Raw genomic sequence first — 19,109 nt, 5'->3', positions numbered from 1 at the left:
GGAATACTGGACGGACGCATCCGGGCACCCACATCTTGCCCGGAACCAATCGGCACGCTTGTCAGCAAACTACGGAGCAAACCCTTGAGCACACTTAAACCCGGCGACGCAGCCCCCGGCTTCTCGATGCCCACCGACAGTGCAGGCACGGTTTCGCTGTCTGACTTCAAGGGCAAGAGCGTGGTTCTCTATTTCTACCCGAAAGATGACACTCCGGGCTGCACGAAGGAAGCTATCGGGTTTAGCGGCAAAATTGACGAGTTCGAGGCGGCAGGTGCAGTTGTGATCGGCGTATCCAAGGATACAGTCGCCAAACATGGCAAGTTCCGCGCCAAGCATGAACTTGCCGTGATACTGGCCTCCGATGCCGAAGGCGATGTAACCGAGCGCTACGGCGTCTGGCAGGAAAAGCAGATGTACGGCAAGACGTACTGGGGCATTGAGCGCTCCACCTTCCTGATCGGCCCGGACGGCAAGCTGAAAGCGGTCTGGCGCAAGGTAAAGGTGCCCGGCCACGTCGAAGAGGTGCTCGAAACGGTGAAGTCCGGCTCGTGAGCGTTTCTGCCCAGGACGCCATTATCGCCGTATTGCAAAGCGCAGAGCCGCAGGCAAAGGCGCAACGCGCCCGGGAAACCGCATCCCTGTGGCACGGCGGCGCGCTGGCCAGTGACCCGGACTGGCACGGCCGTGTGCCAGTCCGCCCGGCCCGGCCGGAGCGCCCCCATCTCGTTCCCCCTGCGCGTGTACCGCGCCGCCGCCTGACCAGCGAGGCGGGACGCGCGGCCCTGCTGCACGCCGTGGCCCATATCGAGTTCAATGCCATCGATCTGGCGTTTGACATGGCCCTCCGGTTTGGCAGCGCAGCCGAACTGGACGGCGATGCGCGTCATGCCTTCCTCACCGACTGGATCCGCATTGGCGACGACGAGGCACGCCACTTCCAGATGGTCAGCGTCCGCCTGTCAGAGCTGGGAACGGCCTATGGCGATCTGGACGCCCATGACGGGCTGTGGGCTGCGGCGATGGCGACGTCGGACGATATCGCCGCGCGCCTTGCCATTGCCCCCCTGGTGCTGGAGGCGCGCGGGCTGGACGTGACGCCGGGCATGATCGAGCGTCTTCAGTCCGCAGGTGATGATGACAGCGCGAACATCCTCAGGACGATTTACACTGAGGAGATCGGCCATGTCGCTGCCGGACGGCGCTGGCTGGACCATGTCTGCGAGCGGCGGGGCGAGGACTCCCGCGAGACCTTTCATCGTCTCGTCCGGGAACGATTCCCCGGCGGCTTGAAGCTGCCTGTCAACGCGCTGGCACGCGCCGAAGCGGGACTCGAGCCGGACTTCTACGAAACACTGCTTCCGTAATGACCGCTTAACACTCTGAATTAAAAAAGATTTAATTCCGCCTAACGCGGATACGGCCCGAAGGTTGCATCCGATTGCATGGAACTGGTTGAAAACCGTCACAATCCTGTGCGAGTGTTTCGCCTTCGAGGCGGGATTTCAACGAAAAACCGGGCGGGAGCGCATGGTGAAACGTCTTCTCGCCGGCCCATGGGAGCTGATAAAGCAACGCTTCCCGGACCGGCAGATATACCATCGCAGTGATGGCCACGTGCGATACTTCGCCGTGACCACAGAGATGCAGGTGGGAGCGTTGGCGGTCGCGTGCGGCCTTGCCATCTGGCTCACTATCTCCACTGTCAACATGATCCTTGAGAGCCGGACGGAGATGATCCGCTCCGCCCGGTTCAACGAAACCATAACGGCATATCAGGCGCAGCTCGAAGAAGCGCGCGCGGCAGAGGCGGCGGCCATCGCCTTCCTGGAGTCCCGCAGCGACGCCTTCGACCGTACCGCCGGTGAGTTCCAGGTGCGCCATGACACGGTCCGCCGCCTGCTTGATTTCGCCGAAGACCTGCAGATTGGCGAAAGCCAGCTGAGCCCCAGCCTCGATAATGGCCGTATTCTGATGGCCGCCAGCACCGCTGATGCGGCGCCGCGCGAATCCCTGATCCGCACCGCCGCCCATTCAGGCGATGGCAGTCCCGCAGAAGAACGCGTGGCGGGCCTGATGACCGATCAGGAAGATGCGCTGGCCAGGGCAGAGGAATCTGCTGAAGCCCGGCTGGAGAATTTGCGCGCGGTCCTGCGCCTCACGGGTTTGCGCCTTGAAGAAGTCGTACGTGAAGGCCGGTCCGGCGATGGCGGCACAGGCGGTCCGTTCGTAGCGCTGGACAGCTCCGCTCTCATGGGCGAAGGGCTGGACTTGTCCGATCCGTTCAACGCGCGCGTAGCGCGCATCGCGTCCCGGCTTGTCGAGCTGGAAGAGCTGGAACGCGCACTGTCCGCCACGCCGCTGAACCTTCCGGTTTCCGGCCCGTACCGGGAAACCAGCCCTTACGGCTCACGCATTGACCCGTTCACCCGGCGTCCTGCCTTTCACACGGGGCGCGATTTTGCAGGTGCACGCGGCACGCCGATTACTGCTGGCGCAGCGGGCAGTGTCGTTTACGCAGGCTGGCGCTCGGGCTATGGTAGAACCGTGGAGATCGACCATGGCTACGGGTTCAGGACGCGCTATGCGCACCTGCACACGATCGACGTTCGCCGCGGTGATGTGGTGGAAGCAGGCCAGCGCCTTGGGGGAATGGGCACGACCGGGCGTTCGACAGCAACGCATCTTCACTACGAAGTCTGGTTCAGGGGTAACCACCTGGACCCTGAGCGTTTCTTGAGAGCAGGACATTATGTTCAATAAAAAGGACTCCCCCGCCCCGGAAACGGGAAGCCCGCCGCCCCCAGCAAAAAGGTCCGCCATGAAATCGAAAGCTCCCTCCATTCTCAGCGCTGATCTGACGATCACGGGCTCCATCTCCTCCGAAGGCGAGGTTCAGCTCGATGGCGTCGTCGAGGGCGATGTTCGCGCCGGATCGCTCAGCATCGGAGAGGAAGCCACGGTAAAGGGCGAAGTGGTGGCCGAAAGCGTCGTTGTCCGCGGCCGCGTTGAGGGTTCGGTGCGCGCCCGTCAGGTGCAGCTCGCCGCAACTGCCCGCATCGAAGGCGACATTGTTCACGCCACGCTCGCCGTTGAAAGCGGTGCGTATTTTGACGGCCATTGCCGCCGTTCGTCCGATCCGCTCGCTGACAAGAAATCAGCCAGCGCGGACTCCATCACGCAGGACAAGCCCAAAGTCGCCGCCTCCTCCATGCCACCCGCCCCGCCAAGCTCGGCAGCGGCAGCGCCGCGCCCGGTCGCAGCGGCGAATAACGACCCGTTCGCCTCCAAGGCATAAGGCCTTACGCCACAAGCCAATACGATAAAGGGCGGCTCGGATTGAGCCGCCCTTTTTGTTTTATTGCCACTCACACCGCGTTGATTGCGCGTCAGGCGTCCGCCTCGCCGCCGACCCGCGCGGCCAGTGCCGCCGCCATGAAGGCATCCAGATCCCCGTCCAGCACGCCTTGCGTGTCGGAGGTTTCGACGTTGGTCCGCAAATCCTTGACCATCTGGTAGGGCTGCAGCACGTAGGAGCGTATCTGGTGGCCCCAGCCGATATCGGTCTTGGCGTCGGCCTCCGCCTGCGCGGCCGCTTCGCGCTTTTGCAGCTCCAGCTCGTACAGGCGCGCGCGCAGCATGTTCCACGCCGTGTCGCGGTTCTTGTGCTGGGAGCGATCAGCCTGACACTGCACCACGATGCCCGTGGGTTCGTGGGTCAGGCGGATGGCGCTATCGGTCTTGTTGACGTGCTGGCCGCCTGCGCCAGAGGCGCGGAAGGTGTCAGTGCGCACATCCTTGTCGAGTATCTCGATCTCGATCGTGTCATCGATCAGCGGATAGGCCCAGACGCTGGCAAAGCTGGTATGGCGGCGCCCGGAGCTGTCATAGGGCGATATGCGCACCAGGCGGTGCACACCGGCCTCCGTTTTCAGCCAGCCATAGGCGTTCTCGCCCTTGATCAGCAGCGTGGCAGACTTCAGCCCGGCTTCCTCGCCCGCCTGCTCCTCGATCACCTCCACCTTGTAGCCGGAGCTCTGCGCCCAGCGCGAATACATCCGCGTCAGCATCGCAGCCCAGTCCTGGGCCTCGGTACCGCCCGCGCCCGGATGGATCTCGATATAGCAATCATTGCCGTCCGCTTCGCCGGACAGCAGCGCTTCCAGCTCTGCGCGCCCTGCCCGCTCACTCACGGCCTTGAGCGCCGTCACGGCCTCCTGATAGAGGTCCTCATCGCCTTCCATGTCGGCGAGCTCTGCCAGCTCCACCGTCTCGGACAGCTCTGCCTCGATCTCGCGGACCGTGGTCATCTGGCGGTCGAGCTGGTTGCGCTCGCGCATCAGGCTTTGTGCCCGCGCAGCATCATTCCAGAAGTCAGGCGCTTCCGCGCGCGCGTTCAGTTCATCAAGGCGTGCTTCAGCCTGATCCCAGTCAAAGACGCCTCCTCAGCAGTTCCAGTGACTGCTCGATGGAGGATTTGAAGGACGCGATGTCAGCGCGCATGAGAAACCCGTTTCGCTGCGGAAAGTGAATTTGCCCCGGAACATGGGGACACAAGGCGCATAGCCAACACGGCCGGACCACACAAGGCCCGCGCTGTATCGGCAGTCATTGCCTCGGCGCGTTGATCAGTAAATTCCGTCCAGACTTTCCTGCGCATCTTGCGTTTCGCTGTCCTCGCGCTCGCCCTCACGCAGGCGGCCCGAGCCAAAGCTCAGCGTCTCTTCCTCGCGGCTGGCCCCGCGCACCGGCTCGGTACCAGGACGGAACGCTTCAAGGATCACGCCTGCCCGGCCGAGCACGGACGGTTCGCCCGAGCGCGCATCAATCGGCACCAGGCGCACCCCTTCAGGCACACGGAACGGCGCAACAGGATAGTCCTCAAGGATCGGCGCGAAGGTATCGCGCGCAATCGGCGCAGCGGCCCGGCCGCCCGCCTCGCCGGAACCCAGCGGCGCCGGCGTGTCAAAGCCGACATACACACCGACCACCAGGTCGGGCGTAAAGCCGACAAACCAGGCGTCGCGGAATTCATTGGTCGTGCCGGTCTTGCCGGCAACCGGACGGCCAAGCGCGTTCAGGGCGCTGCCTGTGCCGCGGCGCACCGCGCCTTCCAGCATGGAGACAACCTGATAGGCCGTCACAGGATCGACGACCTCTTCACCCAGCTCGGCAAGCTCCGGCTCGGCCAGCCCGTCGCGCCATTCCTCCACATCGCACGCCACGCATTCGCGCTGGTCGTGCACATAGATTGTCTGGCCGGTACGGTCCTGCACCCGGTCGATCAGGGTTGGCGTCACACGCCGCCCGCCATTGACCAGCGCGCCATAGGCACTCATCAGGCGCCACAGCGTCGTCTCGCCTGCGCCGAGGGACATGGAGAGCACCGGGTCCATCCGGTCGTAGATGCCAAAGCGCTGCGCGTATTCGGCGATGGGCTCCATGCCCGTATCCTGCGCCAGACGCACGGTCATGACGTTACGCGACAGCTCCAGTCCGAGCCGCATGGTCGACGGGCCATAGAACTGGTCGGAATAGTTGGACGGGCGATAGAAGCGGGCGTCCCCGCCCCCTGTCGCCGCAAACGGCGCGTCCAGAATGATGCTGGCGGGCGTGAAACCATTGTCCAGCGCGGCGGCATACACAAACGGCTTGAACGAGGAGCCGGGCTGGCGGCGCGCCTGCGTGGCACGGTTGAACTGGCTCTGCTGGAAGGAGTAGCCGCCAATCATCGCCAGCACCCGGCCCGTATAGGGATCGAGCGCCATCACCGCGCCATTGACCTCGGGTACCTGACGCAGGGCGTACGCCTCGCCGTCTTCGGACAGGCGCTGTACGAGCACCACATCGCCCAGCTCCAGCACGTCGGATGCACGCTGGATGGCCGGGCCAAGCACCGGGAAATTGGTCGTGGAGGAGCGCGACGGACGGCGCGCCCATCTCAGCTCGGACAGCGGTATCGTGCCTCTGGCGCGGTCAGCCATCCCGATGGACACATCGCCATCGCGCACTTCCAGCACCACGGCGTGGGTCCAGCCTTCATCGAGATCGCGCGGTACCTCGATTTCGGCCAGCTGTTCCGGCCAGGCATCAAAATCCTCTAGCGTGGCCAGAGGCCCGCGATAGCCGTAGCGGCGGTCATATTCCAGCAGGCCTGCGCGCAGCGCCGAGCGGGCTGCCAGCTGGGCCCGCGTATTGAGCGAGGTTCGCACCGACAGGCCGCCGGAATAAAGCTGCTCCTCGCCATACATATTGAAGAGCTCGCGGCGCACTTCCTCGACGAAATATTCCGCAGCCAGATAGGTCTCGCCCTGCAGCCGGCGTACGGTTTCCAGCGGCTGCGCCTGCGCTTCGCGCATCTCCGCTTCCGTGATGAAGCCATTGACGTGCATGCGCGCCAGCACGTAGTTGCGCCGGGCGATGGCCGCTTCGGTACGCCGCTCCGGGTGGTAGTTGTTCGGCGCCTTGGGCAGGGCTGCGAGATAGGCAATCTCGTGCAGCTCCAGCTCGTCCAGCGAGCTGTCAAAATAGTTCAGCGCAGCAGCCGCCACCCCATAGGCCCGATTGCCGAGGAAAATCTCGTTGAGATAAAGCTCCAGAATGCGGTCCTTGGTGAAGGCGCGCTCCATGCGAATTGCCAGCACCATTTCCTGCACCTTGCGTGCAACGCGCTGTTCGGAGGTGAGCAGGAAATTCTTGGCAACCTGCTGCGTGATGGTCGACCCGCCCTCAAGGCGCCTGCCATTGAGGATATTGCCGATATTGGCAATCGCGGCGCGGACCATACCCGTCAGATCGATACCGCCATGATTGTAGAAATTGGCATCCTCGGCAGCGAGGAAGGCTTCAACCACGTGCGGCGGAATGGCCTCAATCGGCACAAAGACCCGCCGCTCGAAGGCATATTCCGCGATCAGCAGGCCGTCACCGGCATGCATCCGGCTCATGATGGGCGGTTCGTACTCGGCCAGCTGCTCGTAGTCTGGCAGGTCCTCGGTGACCTGAACGACATAGATCGACACCGCCACAAGAGCGACAATGCCCACGATGGCGATGGTTGATCCTGCCCATAGGGCCAGCTTGCCGAAATTTTTCACACTGAAAACTGCCATGTATATCGCCCGTCCAGCCCATGCCGCCTGCCTGATGGCCGCGGCAGCAGACCATGCCCCTCACTGCGGCGGCATTATGACGTGATGAGCCTGATCCGTCCAAGCCGGTTTCAGGCAAGTGTACTAGCGCAGCGCCGGACCACCGGCATTGCTGCCCGCAGCGGCTGTGCGGACGGCCCCGGAATTGTTGCAGACGGCAAAATAGCTATCGATGGAATCGGCCACAGCTGTCATCAGGCGCTGGCGGTAGGCCGGGGTGTTGAGATTGCGCGAGTCGTCCGGGTTGGTCATGAAGCCCATCTCGAACAGAACGGCCGGTATCTGGGAATCCAGCAGGACCCAGAATCCCCGCTCTAGTGGTTCGTGCCGGAAGAGCGGCGTGATCGAGGAGGATGCCTCCAGAATCGAAGCCGCGAAGATCAGCGACTGATTGCGCTTTTCCTGCAGTGACATTTCCAGCAGCAGATTGTTCACCTGCTCGGTGCGCGATGCGCTGGTCTGCAGCCACTCACCGTCCTGACGCGCGCGGTTGCGCGCCCGGTTGGTGCCCGAATCCGAAAGCGTGTAGACAGCCGCGCCGCGCGGCCCGGTAGCACCGTTCGGTGCGGCATCGGCGTGCAGGGAAATGAAGATGTCGGCCTGTGCCCGGCGCGCCACCTGGATGCGCTCATCCAGTTCCAGGAAAATGTCCCGGTCACGCGTCATGATGACTTCATAGCGGCCGCGCGCATTCAAAATGTCTCGCAGCGCCAGTCCGGCAGCCAGCGCGAGCTGTGATTCCGATACGCCGCCAAACCGGCCAGGCGCACCCGGATCGCGCCCGCCATGGCCGGGATCGATGACGATGCGCGGGCGCTCGCAGCGCGGCGGCACGTACGACACCTGCACACGCTCGGCCAGATATTGCGTCAGCGTATGGCCCGCGACATCGAAACCCGTACTTGCCGTAACGACGGCGGCAGGCGCCGGTTCGATGTCAATGACGATGCGGTGGCCGCCCTCGCCCGGAGGCAGGCTGAAGCTCTCGCGCACCCGCGCGCTCTCGTTGAGGTCAAAGATCAGGCGGGGTGTCTGCGCGGCCGGTTCAAAGCGGAAGCGTCCGGCAAGGCCGTGTCCCTGCCCCTGCCCGCCATCCAGACCGCTTACGGCCCAGCCTGCGCCGGGTATGTCGACAACAAGCCGCGGCGACACTTCGCCGGAGGCAAAGGCGCGAAACTCCATCTCGGAGCGGGTCTCGATGACGATGCGGGTATGGGTGTCGTGCACGCCAAAGCGCACGGCAATTATCTCGTCTGCATGGGCGAATCCGGCGGCCAGCATGGCCAGCAGCGCCGCCGCGCATGCCGTGAGGCTTGATAGTCCCTTGCTGGTCGTCACCGCCATCACCCTCTGTAACTACACCCTCATCCGGCCTGCTTGCACGCAGGTCTCATACAGAGAATAGCCCGCCCCGGTTTCGATTCGGTTACCAGAGCGTAACGATATTCGCTGGCTAGCACGGATAAGCTTGCTTTTCATCCCGGAGCGAATGGTGCATGGTGTGCTTCGGTGTTGATAACGCTGTCAGCCAGTCCGGCATTTGCTGGCGCCTGACACGCTTCACTACCTCGCCCCGCGCGAAACGATGTCTGGCCAACGCCACTGACTTCTGAAGCGGACCAACGGGGCAGCAAAGATTTACCGGGCAGACGCCGCGGGCCGCTTATCCGGTTCTGCGCGCACGCGCCCAGACCAGTCAAAGCGGCCTGTTCCGCGCTTTGCCCCTGCAAGCCGGGGGCTGCCGGGCAGGCCGACAAGGAACCTTGAACATGCGCCAGGCGCGTGCTTTCCCTTCACTCCCTTCTGAAGCGACGCCGCCCTTGCGCTCCCAACTCAGCGCCCAGCCTGTCACCCTGGCCTTCAATGGCCGGGCGATTCGTGCTGGCGCGCGCACCGGAGCACGCCTTTATGTCCCGCAAAATGCTGATCGATGCCTCCCACCCGGAAGAAACCCGGGTGGTCATTGTGGATTCCAACCGCGTTGAGGATTTCGACTTTGAGTCGGCCTCCCGCAGCCCTATCCGTGGAAACATCTATCTCGCCCAGGTCACCCGCGTAGAACCCTCGCTTCAGGCCGCTTTCGTTGAATATGGCGGTAACAAGCACGGCTTCCTGGCCTTCAACGAGATTCATCCCGACTACTATCAGATCCCGTTTGAGGACCGTCAGGCCCTGCGCGAGGCAGAAGCCGAGCTGACCGCCGACACCGATGGCGACAACGGCGACGATGCCGATGATGACGAGGACCTGATGGAGGAGATTGCCCGCAAGCGGCGCAATCTGCTTCGCAAATACAAGATCCAGGAAGTCATCAAGCGCCGCCAGGTCATGCTGGTGCAGGTCTCCAAGGAGGAGCGCGGCAATAAAGGCGCGGCGCTGACCACCTATCTGTCGCTGGCCGGACGCTATTGCGTGCTGATGCCCAACACGGACCGCGGGGGCGGCATCTCGCGCAAGATCACCAGCGCGACGGACCGCAAACGCCTGAAAAGCGCCGTTCAGGGCCTCGATCTGCCGCGCGGCATGGGGCTCATCATCCGCACCGCAGGCGCGGCCCGCACCAAGCTCGAGATCAAGCGCGATTACGACTATCTGATCCGGCTGTGGGAGACGATCCGCGAGACCACGCTGAAATCCGTCGCTCCGTCGCTGATTTACGAGGAAGGAAACCTCGTCAAGCGGGCGATCCGCGACCTCTATGACAAGGACATCGAGCACGTTCTGGTCGAGGGCGAGGAAGCCTACAAGGAAGCCAAGGGCTTCATGCGCATGCTGATGCCCAGCCACGCCACGAAGGTGCAGCCCTATACTGACGACATGCCGCTTTTCCTGCGCCACGGCACGGAAAGCCAGCTTGAGGCGATCTACTCGCCGGTCGCGCAGCTCAAATCCGGTGGCTATCTGGTCATCAACCCGACCGAGGCGCTTGTCGCCATCGACGTGAACTCGGGCAAGTCGACCAAAGAGCGCAATATCGAACAGACGGCGCTGCGCACCAATCTGGAGGCGGCTGAGGAAGCTGCCCGTCAGATGCGCCTGCGCGATCTGGCCGGCCTCATCATCATCGACTTCATCGACATGGAGGACTCCAAGAACGTCCGCGCCGTCGAAAAGAAGATGAAAGAGGCGCTCTCCAAAGACCGGGCGCGCATCCAGACCTCGAAAATTTCCCAGTTCGGCCTGATGGAAATTTCCCGTCAGCGCCGCCGCACCAGCCTTGTGGAAGGCTCCACAGAACCCTGCCCGCACTGCAACGGGATCGGCTATCTGCGCAGTGTGGAATCCAGCGCGCTGGCGGCTGTTCGCAGCGTCGAGGAAGAGGGGCTCAAAGGGCGCGCATCGAAAATCGCGCTGCACCTGCCCAACGAGGTGGCCCTCTACCTGCTGAACGAGAAGCGCGAATACCTGCGCGCCGTCGAGCAGCGCTTCGACATGCGCGTCATCATCGCGACAGATATCGATCTGAAACGCGACGGATCACGCATCGAGCGGCTGGAAGCGCGCAAAGATGGTGATCGTGGGCCCTATATCCCCAAGCCGCTGACCGTTGAATCCGCCGTACTGACCCCCGAGGACGAGGCCGATCTGCGCGCCGCGAGGGAAGAAGCCTCACTCGAAGACGAGGACGATGACGGCGCTGCAGAGGGCACCCAGCCAGCTGCTCGCGCAGAGGGTCAGGGCGAAGAACGCCGTGGCCGCAAGCGCCGTCGCCGGGGCGGACGCAATCGGGGTGATGGCGACAACCGCGCTGATGCAGCCGGACAGGAGGGCGGCGAAGCAGACGCCGCCGAAGGCGAAAGCACCGAGGCGCAAAATGATGGCGGCCAGCCGGCACCAGCACGCGCCGAAGCCGGCGATGATGAAGCTGGCCGCAAGCGCCGCCGCCGCGGCCGCCGGGGTGGCCGTGGCCGCCGCCGGCGCGGTGATGGTGAAGCATCCGGCGATCAGGCCGCAGCCTCCACACAGGATTCAGGCAACAATGCCGGCGGCGACGCAGACATTCCGGGCCTGTCTGTAATCGAGCCGGGTGAAAGTGAGGCCATTGGTTCGGGCGAGACGCCGCCTTCGCGCACCCGCCCCTCTCGCCGCCGAAAGCAGGCTGTGGCGGAGACCGCACCGGCGACTGAAAGCGCTGTTGAGGCGACTGACGCGCCTGCCGCGTCCGGCGAGCCCGCCCCTAGCGAAGAGACGCCCAAGCCCAAGCGCACACGGCGCAAGAAGGCCGATCCTGCCCCTTCAGACGAGTCTGCAGCCCAAGCACCGGAGGCCAGCGAGGCGGCGGAGAAGCCCAAGCGCACCCGCAAGGCACCTGCGCGAAAGGCGGCCAAGGCTGAAGAGAGTGCCGTAGAGGACACGGCCGAGCCGGCAGCGAAGACACCGGAAGACAAACCGGCCAGACCGGCCCGCAAACCGCGCGCCAAGAAGGCTGAATCCGCGCCGGAGGCACCGGCCGCCGACGCCGCCGGGGACGTGGCGCCTGCCGAAGAGGCACAGACCAGCGACAGCACCGGGCCAAAGCGGTCTGGCTGGTGGCAGCGCTCCGGCAAGCTGTTCGGACTGGGTTCCTGACACGGGAAATATGCAGCCCGCCGGTGCCATGCACTGACGGGCTGCAGATCTGCCATGAAAAGGCTATCGTTCAGGGCGAAGCAGGGGGTGGAAACAGGATCGGAGGTTATCTCTCCATGACGATTATTGCCCGCCTGAAGAAATGCTGCACCACGGCCACCGCCTTCGCTGCCAGCGCAGCCATGGTCGTGTTGCCGTCCACGCCTGCCCATGCCCAGAGCATAAGCCTGATCCGCGATACCGAGATCGAGGCGGTCATGCGCGGCTACACCGATCCGCTGCTGGACGCAGCAGGCCTCGACCGCAATTCGGTCGGCTTCTACCTGGTCGGCAATAACGAGTTCAACGCCTTCGTTACGCGCGGGCAGAACATCTTCATGCATACCGGCACGATCGTCATTGCCGAAACCCCCGGCGAAATCAAAGCTGTTATCGCCCACGAAATCGGCCATATCGAAGGCGCACACCTTGTGCGCTTTGGCGACGGGTCGCGCGGTGCCATGGCGACGATGATTGCGACGCTGGGGCTGGGTATCGTCGCGGCCATGGCGGGTGCAGGCGCCGGCGGCGCGGCCATCATGGCCTCCGCGCCCCAGTTCGCCACGCTAGACATGCTGCGCTACACCCGCACGCAGGAAGCAGCTGCCGACCAGGCCGCCATCACCTTTCTGGACCGTACGGGCCAGTCCTCACGCGGGCTGGTAAGCACTTTCGAGCGCTTCCGCTACCAGGAAGTGATGAGCGAAGCCCGGCGGTATGAGTATTTCCGCTCGCATCCCCTGTCCTCGCAGCGTATCGACGCCATGCGGCGCCGGGTCGAGGCATCGCCCTATGCCGATGTCGAGGACAGCCCGGAGGAGATCGCCGAGCTGCGCCGCATCCAGGCCAAGATCATCGGCTTTACCGTCGCCCCGGCCCAGGTTTTCCATCGCTACCCGGAGAGCAATACCAGCCTTGAGGCGGTATACGCCCGCGCGGTGGCCTATTTCCGGCAGGGGCGCCTGGAACTGGCGCGCGAGCGGCTGGCACAGCTGATCGAGATGGAGCCGGAAAACCCTTTCTTTCACGAGCTGGAAGGCCAGATGCTGTATGAAAGCGGACGCATAGCCGACTCCGTTGCGCCGCATCGCCGGTCGGTGGAACTTATGCCCGACGCCCCGCTATTGCGGGTAAACCTTGCCGCCTCCCTGATAGGCACCAATGAAGCGGATGCTCTTGATGAGGCCGTTTCGCACTTGCGTTTCGCACTGGCGCGCGAGCAGGAAAACGGCTGGGCATGGTTCCAGCTGGCGCTGGCACACGAAGCGCGCGGCGAGACGGCACTGGCCCAGCTGGCAACGGCAGAGCGCTACTTCGCCGTTGGCAACAATATGCAGGCCTTTGTATTCGCCAGCCGCGCCCGCGACGAGCTGGAGGGCGGCACACCGGCCTGGGTGCGCGCCAGCGAACTGATTGCGGTTGCAGAACCGACGCCGCAGGAAATCCGCGAATGGAACAGGGCTCAGCAAGAGCGCCGTCAATTCGTCCCCGTCAGCCGCAACCACGGCACCGGCCTCAGCTTCAACTAATCCTCATCCGCTTTACGAAAGTGACCTTATGCGCCTCCTGATCGCGTTTGCCGCCTGCTTTGCCCTTGCCGCCTGCTCTGCCAGCAGCGAGGAGACGCGCGCCGAGGACGATTTCGATCAGCGCGTGCATCGCTATATCGTCGAGAACCCGGAAGTTATCGAGGAAGCGCTGGTCGCCCTGCAGCAAAGGGCACGCGCACGCGAACAGGCGCAGCTGGCAGCCGGGGCGCAGCAATACCGCGACGCCCTCTTTGCCGATGCACGTGACCCGGCCGTGGGGCCCGAAAATGCCGATCTGACCATTGTCGAGTTTTTCGACTATCGCTGCCCCTATTGCGTGCAGGTCAATGACTGGCTGACCGGCGTGATGGAGCGCCATGAGGGCCGTGTGCGGGTCGTGTTCAAGGAACTGCCCCTGCTGGGCGCAGCATCGGAAGAAGCCGCCCGGGCCGCGCTGGCTGTCTGGGCTCTCTCACCGGAAATCTATGGCGATTTCCACGATGCACTGATGCAGGCCGGCCAACCGATGAACGCTGAACGCATCAACCAGATCGCCGCCGATCACGGGATCGAAACGCCCGCCCTGCGTGAGGCAATGGCCGCGCCGGAAATCGAGGAACATCTCGATAGCGTCTATCAGCTCGCACGGTCGATCGGCGTGAGCGGTACGCCCTTCTTCGTGATCGGGAACGAGATCATTCCCGGCGCCGATATCGGCCGTCTCAACCGGATCGTGGCAGCCGCGCTGGAAGGCTAGCGCCGACGGCTGAGCCACCAGCCGCAGGCTACAAACCAGATCAGGAAGGCGGCCTCTGCCGCGCGCTGCAATGCGCCGCGCCATTCCGGCCACGCCTCGACGGCAAACAGCGCTGTGATAGCCACCACCGCCGCCACCAGCCCCAGAGCGCCCAGCCCGCGGCCGCCCTTCCAGCCAAGCGCCGCTATCGCCACAAGAACGAGCCCGAGCACACCAACCAGATAGCCGCCCCCGCCAATAGCGTTGTGGAGCATCTGGGAGGTACTTGGTTCGTCCGGCATACAGCCACTGGCTGCGTCGCACGGGAAAATCCCGCCACCTATCGCGCCGATGCCGTAACCGGCAAGCGCGACAAATCCCGCCAGAGCGAGGCCGGACCTTGGCGCGCTGCGGGCCGCTGTCAGGCAGAACAGGCACTGTAAGATGCCGATGGGAATGAGTCCGAGCCAACCGGCCCAGGGATAGGTGGGGGCGTCCACCGCACTCAGCTCGCTGATGAATTGCCCGCCCTGGTCATACACGGGATAAAACGCACCGCCGATGACTATCAGCCCCAGCGTCCACACGGCGGTGGCCAGAGCGAACCGCAACGGCCAGACCGGCCCTGATGTCCGCACTTCAATGTCCATGACCGCCCTCCCCGCGCGCCGCTGGCGGAGCGGAGCGCGCCGTCAGGAACCCATATTGATCCGCCCTTCGGGGTCTATCGTCCAGTGGGGATTGAAGGCGACTTCCCATGCATGGCCGTCAGGGTCGGCGAAATAACCCGAATACCCGCCCCAGTCGGCCTTGTGCGCGGCTTTCAGCAGGCTGCCGCCGCTGGCCACGGCGTGGTCGATGATGGCATCCACCTCGGCCTCACTGCGGGTATTGTGGGCGAGTGCGATATGGCCATGTCCGGCATTCTCGCGTGCCATGTCGGCATCGAGATCGTGCTTGCCGAAGAGCGCCAGCACCATGCCGCCCATAGGCAGGAATACGATCTGATCGTTCGCGAATGCAGCCTTGAACCCCATCGCTTCGTAGAAGGCCTTCGACCGGGCAAGGTCTGCCACGCCCAGCGTGACGAGAGACAGGCGAGCTTCCATCATGGGTGGACTTCCTTGTTCCGGTGGCTTTGGACCATCGGAACATTATGGGAACAAGTCAAGGGTGTGGCCCTCGTCCTTCGTCGTTCTCGCGCAGGTGCTTTTCTCTTTGGGGGATACTAGGCGTTACAACCTCCGCCAAACCCATCGCCCGATTACGAAAGCCGCAGCAGCCATCAGCGAATAGTAAATCACTGCACCGATTAGCTGAGCGTTGAAGGCAAAGAATATCATTCCGATAAAAAGCCAGAGGGTGCCCATCAAGGCTACAGCCCCGACGATAAGGACCGCACCTCTTACTATGCGCCACGGTGACCAAGTGCGCTCCGGCAGCGCCATCAGATCAGCCCCGCCAGCGGGCTGGAGGGATCGGCGTAGCGCTTCATGGGCATGCGGCCAGCCAAGTAAGCCTCGCGGCCCGCGATGACGGCGTGCTTCATCGCGCTGGCCATGCGCACCGGGTCTTTGGCTTCGGCAATCGCGGTATTCATCAGCACGCCATCGCAGCCCAGCTCCATCGCGATAGTGGCGTCAGAGGCCGTGCCGACGCCCGCATCGACGATGACCGGCACCTTCGCCGCTTCGATGATGAGGCGGATATTGACCGGGTTCTGGATGCCCAGCCCTGAGCCAATGGGCGCGCCCAGCGGCATGATCGCGCACGCGCCAGCGTCTTCCAGCTTGCGGGCATAGACCGGGTCGTCAGAGCAATAGACCATCACGTCGAAACCGTCCGCGATCAGCATCTTGGTGGCGCGCAGCGTCTCCTCCATCTCCGGATAGAGATGCTTGGGGTCTGACAGCACTTCCAGCTTCACGAGGTTCCAGCCACCCGCCTCACGCGCGAGACGCAGCGTGCGCACGGCGTCCTCGCCGGTAAAGCACCCGGCCGTGTTCGGCAGGAAGGTGACCTTTTTCGGGTCGATATGATCGACCAGCATGGGCTGGCTGGGATCTGACAAATTCACCCGGCGCAGCGCGACCGTGATGATCTCCGCGCCGGAGGCTGCAAGCGCGCGCGCATTCTCCTCATAGCTCTTGTACTTGCCCGTACCGATGATGAGGCGGGAGTTGAACGTCCGCCCGGCCACCGTGAACGGGCGGTCTTCAGGCAGGGTGGAGGCGGTGTAGGGGGAGGTTTTCTCGGTCATGGCCGCTTATCTAGCGCTCTATCGGGATGGCGTCACCCTACCCCCCACCCACGAACTGGACGATTTCCAGCCGGTCGCCATCGGCAATCGCAATATCTCCATAGGCAGAGCGCGGCGCGATCTCCAGATTGCGCTCCACGGCGACTTTGCGCGGGTCCAGCCCCAGATGGATCAGCATGGCCGACAGCGACAGGCCGGCGGGCAGGTCGCGCGCCTCGCCATTCAGCGTCACGCGAATGGCGGTGTCAGTGGCGGCGCTGGCGGTCTTCATCATGGCGTCCCGTTTCCTTTAAAATGCCGGTAGTCCTTGTTTATACGGCGCGAGGCGTCGTAGAAACGACATATGGCGCTGCGGTCCGGGTTTTGCACCGCCTGGGCGCATCAGACAGACCAGCCGGGGGACAGTGTACAGGTGGCCAGGCCGCTTTTCATCCTGAACGGACCCAATCTCAACCTGCTCGGCACGCGCGAGCCGGAGATTTACGGCTCTGCCACGCTGTCCGACATTGAGGCGGCGTGCGCCGAGCATGCCAGCATGCTGGGCCTGACCATCGATTTCCGCCAGACCAACCATGAAGGCGTGCTGATCGATGCCGTGCAGGAGGCCGGACGCGCCGCGTCCGCCCTCATCATCAACCCGGCCGGTTATGGCCATACATCGGTTGCGCTGCACGACGCCTTGAAGGCGATTGCCATTCCGGCCATAGAGATACATCTGTCCCAACCGGCTGCGCGCGAGGCGTTCCGCCATCACTCCTATGTTTCCAGCGCCGTTTCCGGCACAATCAGCGGGTTCGGCGCCCGCAGCTACATCCTTGGCATAGAGGCCGCCCACGCGCTGATCGCTGCGTCCGGCCCGAAGACAAAAGCATAAAGGTTCTCCACATGGCTTCCACGCCCTCCAAACCCGGTATCGACCCGAAACTCATCCGTCAGCTCGCGGACATCCTCAATGATACCGACCTGACCGAGATCGAGGTCGCGCAAGGAGAGCTGCATATCCGCGTGGCGCGCGAAGTGCCGGCGCCGGTCTACACGCAGGCCGCGCCGATGGCGGCGGCCCCGATGGCCGCTCCCGCTGCGCCGCCCGCATCCGTGGCAGCTGCGCCCTCTGCCGATCCGGCTCCCGCTGCGGCGAAGGCCGCGAACGCCGTCAACTCGCCCATGGTCGGCACGGTCTATCTGCGCCCCAACCCGGACGCCGATAATTTCGTCAAACCCGGCCAGAGCGTGAAGGAAGGCGACACCATCCTCCTCATCGAGGCGATGAAGACTTTCAACCCGATTACCGCGCCGCGCTCGGGCAAGATCGGTGAATTGCTGGTCAGCGATGCCCAGCCTGTCGAATACGGCGAGCCGCTCTTCACCCTCATCTAGGAGCGGCCCGATGTTTGAGAAAATCCTGATCGCGAACCGGGGCGAGATCGCCCTGCGCGTCCACCGCGCCTGCCAGGAAATGGGTATCCGCACCGTGGCGGTCCATTCCGAAGCCGATTCAGAAGCCATGCACGTCAAGCTGGCCGATGAGAGCGTGTGCCTTGGCCCGCCCCCGGCTGGCCGTTCCTACCTGCATATCCCGGCCATCATCGCCGCTGCCGAGATCACTGGCGCGCAGGCCATCCACCCCGGCTATGGCTTTCTGTCGGAGAATGCCCGCTTTGCCGAGATCGTGGAGGCTCACGGCCTGACCTTCATCGGTCCCAAGCCGGAAACCATCCGCCTGATGGGTGACAAGATCACGGCCAAGAAAGCCGCCGTCGAGGCTGGCATTCCCGTGGTGCCGGGCTCTGCCGGCGCGATCTCGGACATGGCTGAAGCGCGCAAAGTGGCCAAGGAAGTCGGCTTCCCGGTCCTCATCAAGGCGGCGGCCGGTGGCGGCGGGCGCGGCATGAAGGTGGCCGAGACCGAAGACAAGCTGGAAAGCGCGCTGCAGACGGCCTCCACCGAGGCGCAAGCCGCCTTTGGCGATGGCGCGGTCTATATCGAGCGCTATCTCGGCAAGCCGCGTCATATCGAGATACAGGTGATGGCCGATGAGCACGGCAATGTGCTCCATCTGGCCGAGCGGGACTGTTCGCTGCAGCGCCGCCACCAGAAAATCCTTGAGGAAGCCCCGTCCGTGGCCCTCACCCCTGAGGAACGCTCACGCATTGGCGAGATCGTGCGCAAGGCGGTCGGCGCAATCGGCTATCGCGGCGCCGGTACGGTGGAATTCCTCTACGAGAATGGCGAGTTCTTCTTCATCGAGATGAATACCCGCCTGCAGGTGGAGCACCCCGTTACCGAGCTCATCACGGGTATCGACCTGGTGCGCGAGCAGATCCGCGTGGCCGCGGGCGAGAAGCTGGAACTCACCCAGGACGATATCAAGGTCAATGGCTGGTCCATAGAGTGCCGGATCAACGCAGAAAACCCCTATACCTTCACGCCCTCGCCCGGGAAGGTGACCGAGTTCCATGCACCCGGCGGCCCCGGCGTGCGCCTGGATTCAGGCCTCTATGCCGGCTATTCCATCCCGCCTTATTATGACAGCCTGATCGGCAAGCTGATCGTGCATGGGCGCGACCGGCACGAGGCGATCATGCGCCTGAAGCGCGCGCTCAAAGAGATGGTCATTGGCGGCATCGAAACGACGATCCCGCTCCATCTTGATCTGCTGGAGGAGCCGGACTTCATCAGCGGCGATTACCATATCCGCTGGCTGGAGAGCTGGCTGGCAGAGCGCAACGCGAAGGCTTAAGGCCTTGGCTGTGGAACGCCTGACGGTTCCGATGTCCTCCCCCGTTTACGGGGGAGGTGTCGAGCGTCAGCGAGACGGAGGGGGG

Annotated in this window: 17 protein-coding genes; 10 read left to right on the top strand and 7 right to left on the bottom strand. The window is 63.9% G+C overall.

Going from position 1 to position 19,109, the window contains the following annotated elements; genetic code table 11:
- Positions 1 to 84: 84 nt before the first annotated feature.
- The 4 genes from bcp (at position 85) to ACTIGC_RS10580 (ending at position 3,298) form a co-directional block, all read left to right on the top strand.
- Positions 85 to 555 (top strand): thioredoxin-dependent thiol peroxidase, encoded by a 471-nt coding sequence (gene bcp, locus ACTIGC_RS10595; protein ID WP_127567407.1) that lies wholly within the window; start codon positions 85 to 87, stop codon positions 553 to 555.
- Positions 552 to 1,367: a ferritin-like domain-containing protein gene (locus ACTIGC_RS10590; RefSeq protein WP_439634369.1), complete on the top strand. Its 816-nt coding sequence runs from the start codon at positions 552 to 554 to the stop codon at positions 1,365 to 1,367. The genes bcp and ACTIGC_RS10590 overlap by 4 nt, the downstream gene beginning before the upstream one ends.
- 163 nt (positions 1,368 to 1,530) lie before the next feature.
- The gene (locus ACTIGC_RS10585; protein WP_439634368.1) at positions 1,531 to 2,763 is read left to right on the top strand and encodes a M23 family metallopeptidase; all 1,233 of its coding nucleotides are present in this window, start codon (positions 1,531 to 1,533) and stop codon (positions 2,761 to 2,763) included.
- 58 nt (positions 2,764 to 2,821) lie between these two features.
- The gene (locus ACTIGC_RS10580; protein WP_439634367.1) at positions 2,822 to 3,298 is read left to right on the top strand and encodes a bactofilin family protein; all 477 of its coding nucleotides are present in this window, start codon (positions 2,822 to 2,824) and stop codon (positions 3,296 to 3,298) included.
- 91 nt (positions 3,299 to 3,389) lie between these two features.
- Here the strand turns inward: ACTIGC_RS10580 and prfB are convergent.
- The 3 genes from prfB to ACTIGC_RS10565 all read right to left on the bottom strand — a co-directional run bounded on the left by prfB (position 3,390) and on the right by ACTIGC_RS10565 (position 8,495).
- A protein-coding gene (prfB, locus tag ACTIGC_RS10575) for a peptide chain release factor 2 (protein ID WP_439634366.1) occupies positions 3,390 to 4,503 on the bottom strand; the annotation gives its coding sequence in 2 pieces (ribosomal slippage) (positions 3,390 to 4,433 and positions 4,435 to 4,503; 1,113 coding nt in all).
- A gap of 125 nt (positions 4,504 to 4,628) precedes the next feature.
- Positions 4,629 to 7,112: a penicillin-binding protein 1A gene (locus tag ACTIGC_RS10570; protein WP_439634365.1), complete on the bottom strand. Its 2,484-nt coding sequence runs from the start codon at positions 7,110 to 7,112 to the stop codon at positions 4,629 to 4,631.
- A gap of 123 nt (positions 7,113 to 7,235) precedes the next feature.
- The gene (locus ACTIGC_RS10565; RefSeq protein WP_439634364.1) at positions 7,236 to 8,495 is read right to left on the bottom strand and encodes an N-acetylmuramoyl-L-alanine amidase; all 1,260 of its coding nucleotides are present in this window, start codon (positions 8,493 to 8,495) and stop codon (positions 7,236 to 7,238) included.
- Between the two features lie 564 nt (positions 8,496 to 9,059).
- Between ACTIGC_RS10565 and ACTIGC_RS10560 the strand changes: the two genes are divergently transcribed.
- The 3 genes from ACTIGC_RS10560 (at position 9,060) to ACTIGC_RS10550 (ending at position 14,045) form a co-directional block, all read left to right on the top strand.
- Complete coding sequence (locus tag ACTIGC_RS10560; protein WP_439634363.1) at positions 9,060 to 11,720, top strand: ribonuclease E/G; 2,661 nt, start codon at positions 9,060 to 9,062, stop codon at positions 11,718 to 11,720.
- Positions 11,721 to 11,836: 116 nt separating this feature from the next.
- A complete protein-coding gene (locus tag ACTIGC_RS10555) occupies positions 11,837 to 13,288 on the top strand; it encodes a M48 family metalloprotease (RefSeq protein ID WP_439634362.1) in 1,452 nt (483 codons plus the stop codon).
- A 28-nt stretch (positions 13,289 to 13,316) separates the two neighbouring features.
- Positions 13,317 to 14,045: a DsbA family protein gene (locus ACTIGC_RS10550; RefSeq protein ID WP_439634361.1), complete on the top strand. Its 729-nt coding sequence runs from the start codon at positions 13,317 to 13,319 to the stop codon at positions 14,043 to 14,045.
- On the opposite strand, the gene ACTIGC_RS10545 is transcribed toward ACTIGC_RS10550, so the two are convergent.
- The 4 genes from ACTIGC_RS10545 to thiS form a co-directional block, all read right to left on the bottom strand.
- Complete coding sequence (locus tag ACTIGC_RS10545) at positions 14,042 to 14,674, bottom strand: DUF998 domain-containing protein (RefSeq protein WP_439634360.1); 633 nt, start codon at positions 14,672 to 14,674, stop codon at positions 14,042 to 14,044. The two genes, ACTIGC_RS10550 and ACTIGC_RS10545, sit on opposite strands and share 4 nt — an antisense overlap.
- Positions 14,675 to 14,716: 42 nt before the next feature.
- On the bottom strand, positions 14,717 to 15,136 hold the full coding sequence (locus tag ACTIGC_RS10540) for a VOC family protein (RefSeq protein WP_439634359.1): 420 nt from the start codon (positions 15,134 to 15,136) through the stop codon (positions 14,717 to 14,719).
- Between the two features lie 335 nt (positions 15,137 to 15,471).
- Positions 15,472 to 16,284 (bottom strand): thiazole synthase, encoded by an 813-nt coding sequence (locus ACTIGC_RS10535; protein WP_439634358.1) that lies wholly within the window; start codon positions 16,282 to 16,284, stop codon positions 15,472 to 15,474.
- 37 nt (positions 16,285 to 16,321) lie between these two features.
- Positions 16,322 to 16,558 (bottom strand): sulfur carrier protein ThiS, encoded by a 237-nt coding sequence (gene thiS, locus ACTIGC_RS10530; RefSeq protein WP_439634357.1) that lies wholly within the window; start codon positions 16,556 to 16,558, stop codon positions 16,322 to 16,324.
- 138 nt (positions 16,559 to 16,696) lie between these two features.
- Between thiS and ACTIGC_RS10525 the strand changes: the two genes are divergently transcribed.
- Genes ACTIGC_RS10525 through accC form a run of 3 tightly spaced genes read left to right on the top strand, consistent with a single transcriptional unit; the run spans position 16,697 to position 19,024 of the window.
- Complete coding sequence (locus ACTIGC_RS10525) at positions 16,697 to 17,158, top strand: type II 3-dehydroquinate dehydratase (RefSeq protein WP_439634356.1); 462 nt, start codon at positions 16,697 to 16,699, stop codon at positions 17,156 to 17,158.
- Between the two features lie 11 nt (positions 17,159 to 17,169).
- The gene (gene accB / locus ACTIGC_RS10520) at positions 17,170 to 17,661 is read left to right on the top strand and encodes an acetyl-CoA carboxylase biotin carboxyl carrier protein (RefSeq protein ID WP_439634355.1); all 492 of its coding nucleotides are present in this window, start codon (positions 17,170 to 17,172) and stop codon (positions 17,659 to 17,661) included.
- Between the two features lie 10 nt (positions 17,662 to 17,671).
- A complete protein-coding gene (gene accC / locus ACTIGC_RS10515; protein ID WP_127567438.1) occupies positions 17,672 to 19,024 on the top strand; it encodes an acetyl-CoA carboxylase biotin carboxylase subunit in 1,353 nt (450 codons plus the stop codon).
- Positions 19,025 to 19,109 lie beyond the last annotated feature (85 nt).

It is taken from the genome of Glycocaulis sp., from assembly GCF_051859565.1.
Taxonomy (GTDB): domain Bacteria; phylum Pseudomonadota; class Alphaproteobacteria; order Caulobacterales; family Maricaulaceae; genus Glycocaulis.
The sequence above is the reverse complement of the archived record's forward strand: the minus strand, read 5'-3'. Positions and strand labels throughout refer to the sequence as shown.

Bases quoted from the DNA above. Each gene is read 5' to 3' on its own strand.
- accB (WP_439634355.1), top strand. From the start codon at position 17,170: ATGGCTTCCACGCCCTCCAAACCCGGTATCGACCCGAAACTCATCCGT.
- ACTIGC_RS10585 (WP_439634368.1), top strand. From the start codon at position 1,531: ATGGTGAAACGTCTTCTCGCCGGCCCATGGGAGCTGATAAAGCAACGC.
- thiS (WP_439634357.1), bottom strand. From the start codon at position 16,558: ATGATGAAGACCGCCAGCGCCGCCACTGACACCGCCATTCGCGTGACG.
- ACTIGC_RS10535 (WP_439634358.1), bottom strand. From the start codon at position 16,284: ATGACCGAGAAAACCTCCCCCTACACCGCCTCCACCCTGCCTGAAGAC.
- ACTIGC_RS10570 (WP_439634365.1), bottom strand. From the start codon at position 7,112: ATGGCAGTTTTCAGTGTGAAAAATTTCGGCAAGCTGGCCCTATGGGCA.
- ACTIGC_RS10550 (WP_439634361.1), top strand. From the start codon at position 13,317: ATGCGCCTCCTGATCGCGTTTGCCGCCTGCTTTGCCCTTGCCGCCTGC.
- ACTIGC_RS10545 (WP_439634360.1), bottom strand. From the start codon at position 14,674: ATGGACATTGAAGTGCGGACATCAGGGCCGGTCTGGCCGTTGCGGTTC.
- ACTIGC_RS10540 (WP_439634359.1), bottom strand. From the start codon at position 15,136: ATGATGGAAGCTCGCCTGTCTCTCGTCACGCTGGGCGTGGCAGACCTT.
- ACTIGC_RS10555 (WP_439634362.1), top strand. From the start codon at position 11,837: ATGACGATTATTGCCCGCCTGAAGAAATGCTGCACCACGGCCACCGCC.
- ACTIGC_RS10560 (WP_439634363.1), top strand. From the start codon at position 9,060: ATGTCCCGCAAAATGCTGATCGATGCCTCCCACCCGGAAGAAACCCGG.
- ACTIGC_RS10565 (WP_439634364.1), bottom strand. From the start codon at position 8,495: ATGGCGGTGACGACCAGCAAGGGACTATCAAGCCTCACGGCATGCGCG.
- accC (WP_127567438.1), top strand. From the start codon at position 17,672: ATGTTTGAGAAAATCCTGATCGCGAACCGGGGCGAGATCGCCCTGCGC.
- ACTIGC_RS10580 (WP_439634367.1), top strand. From the start codon at position 2,822: ATGAAATCGAAAGCTCCCTCCATTCTCAGCGCTGATCTGACGATCACG.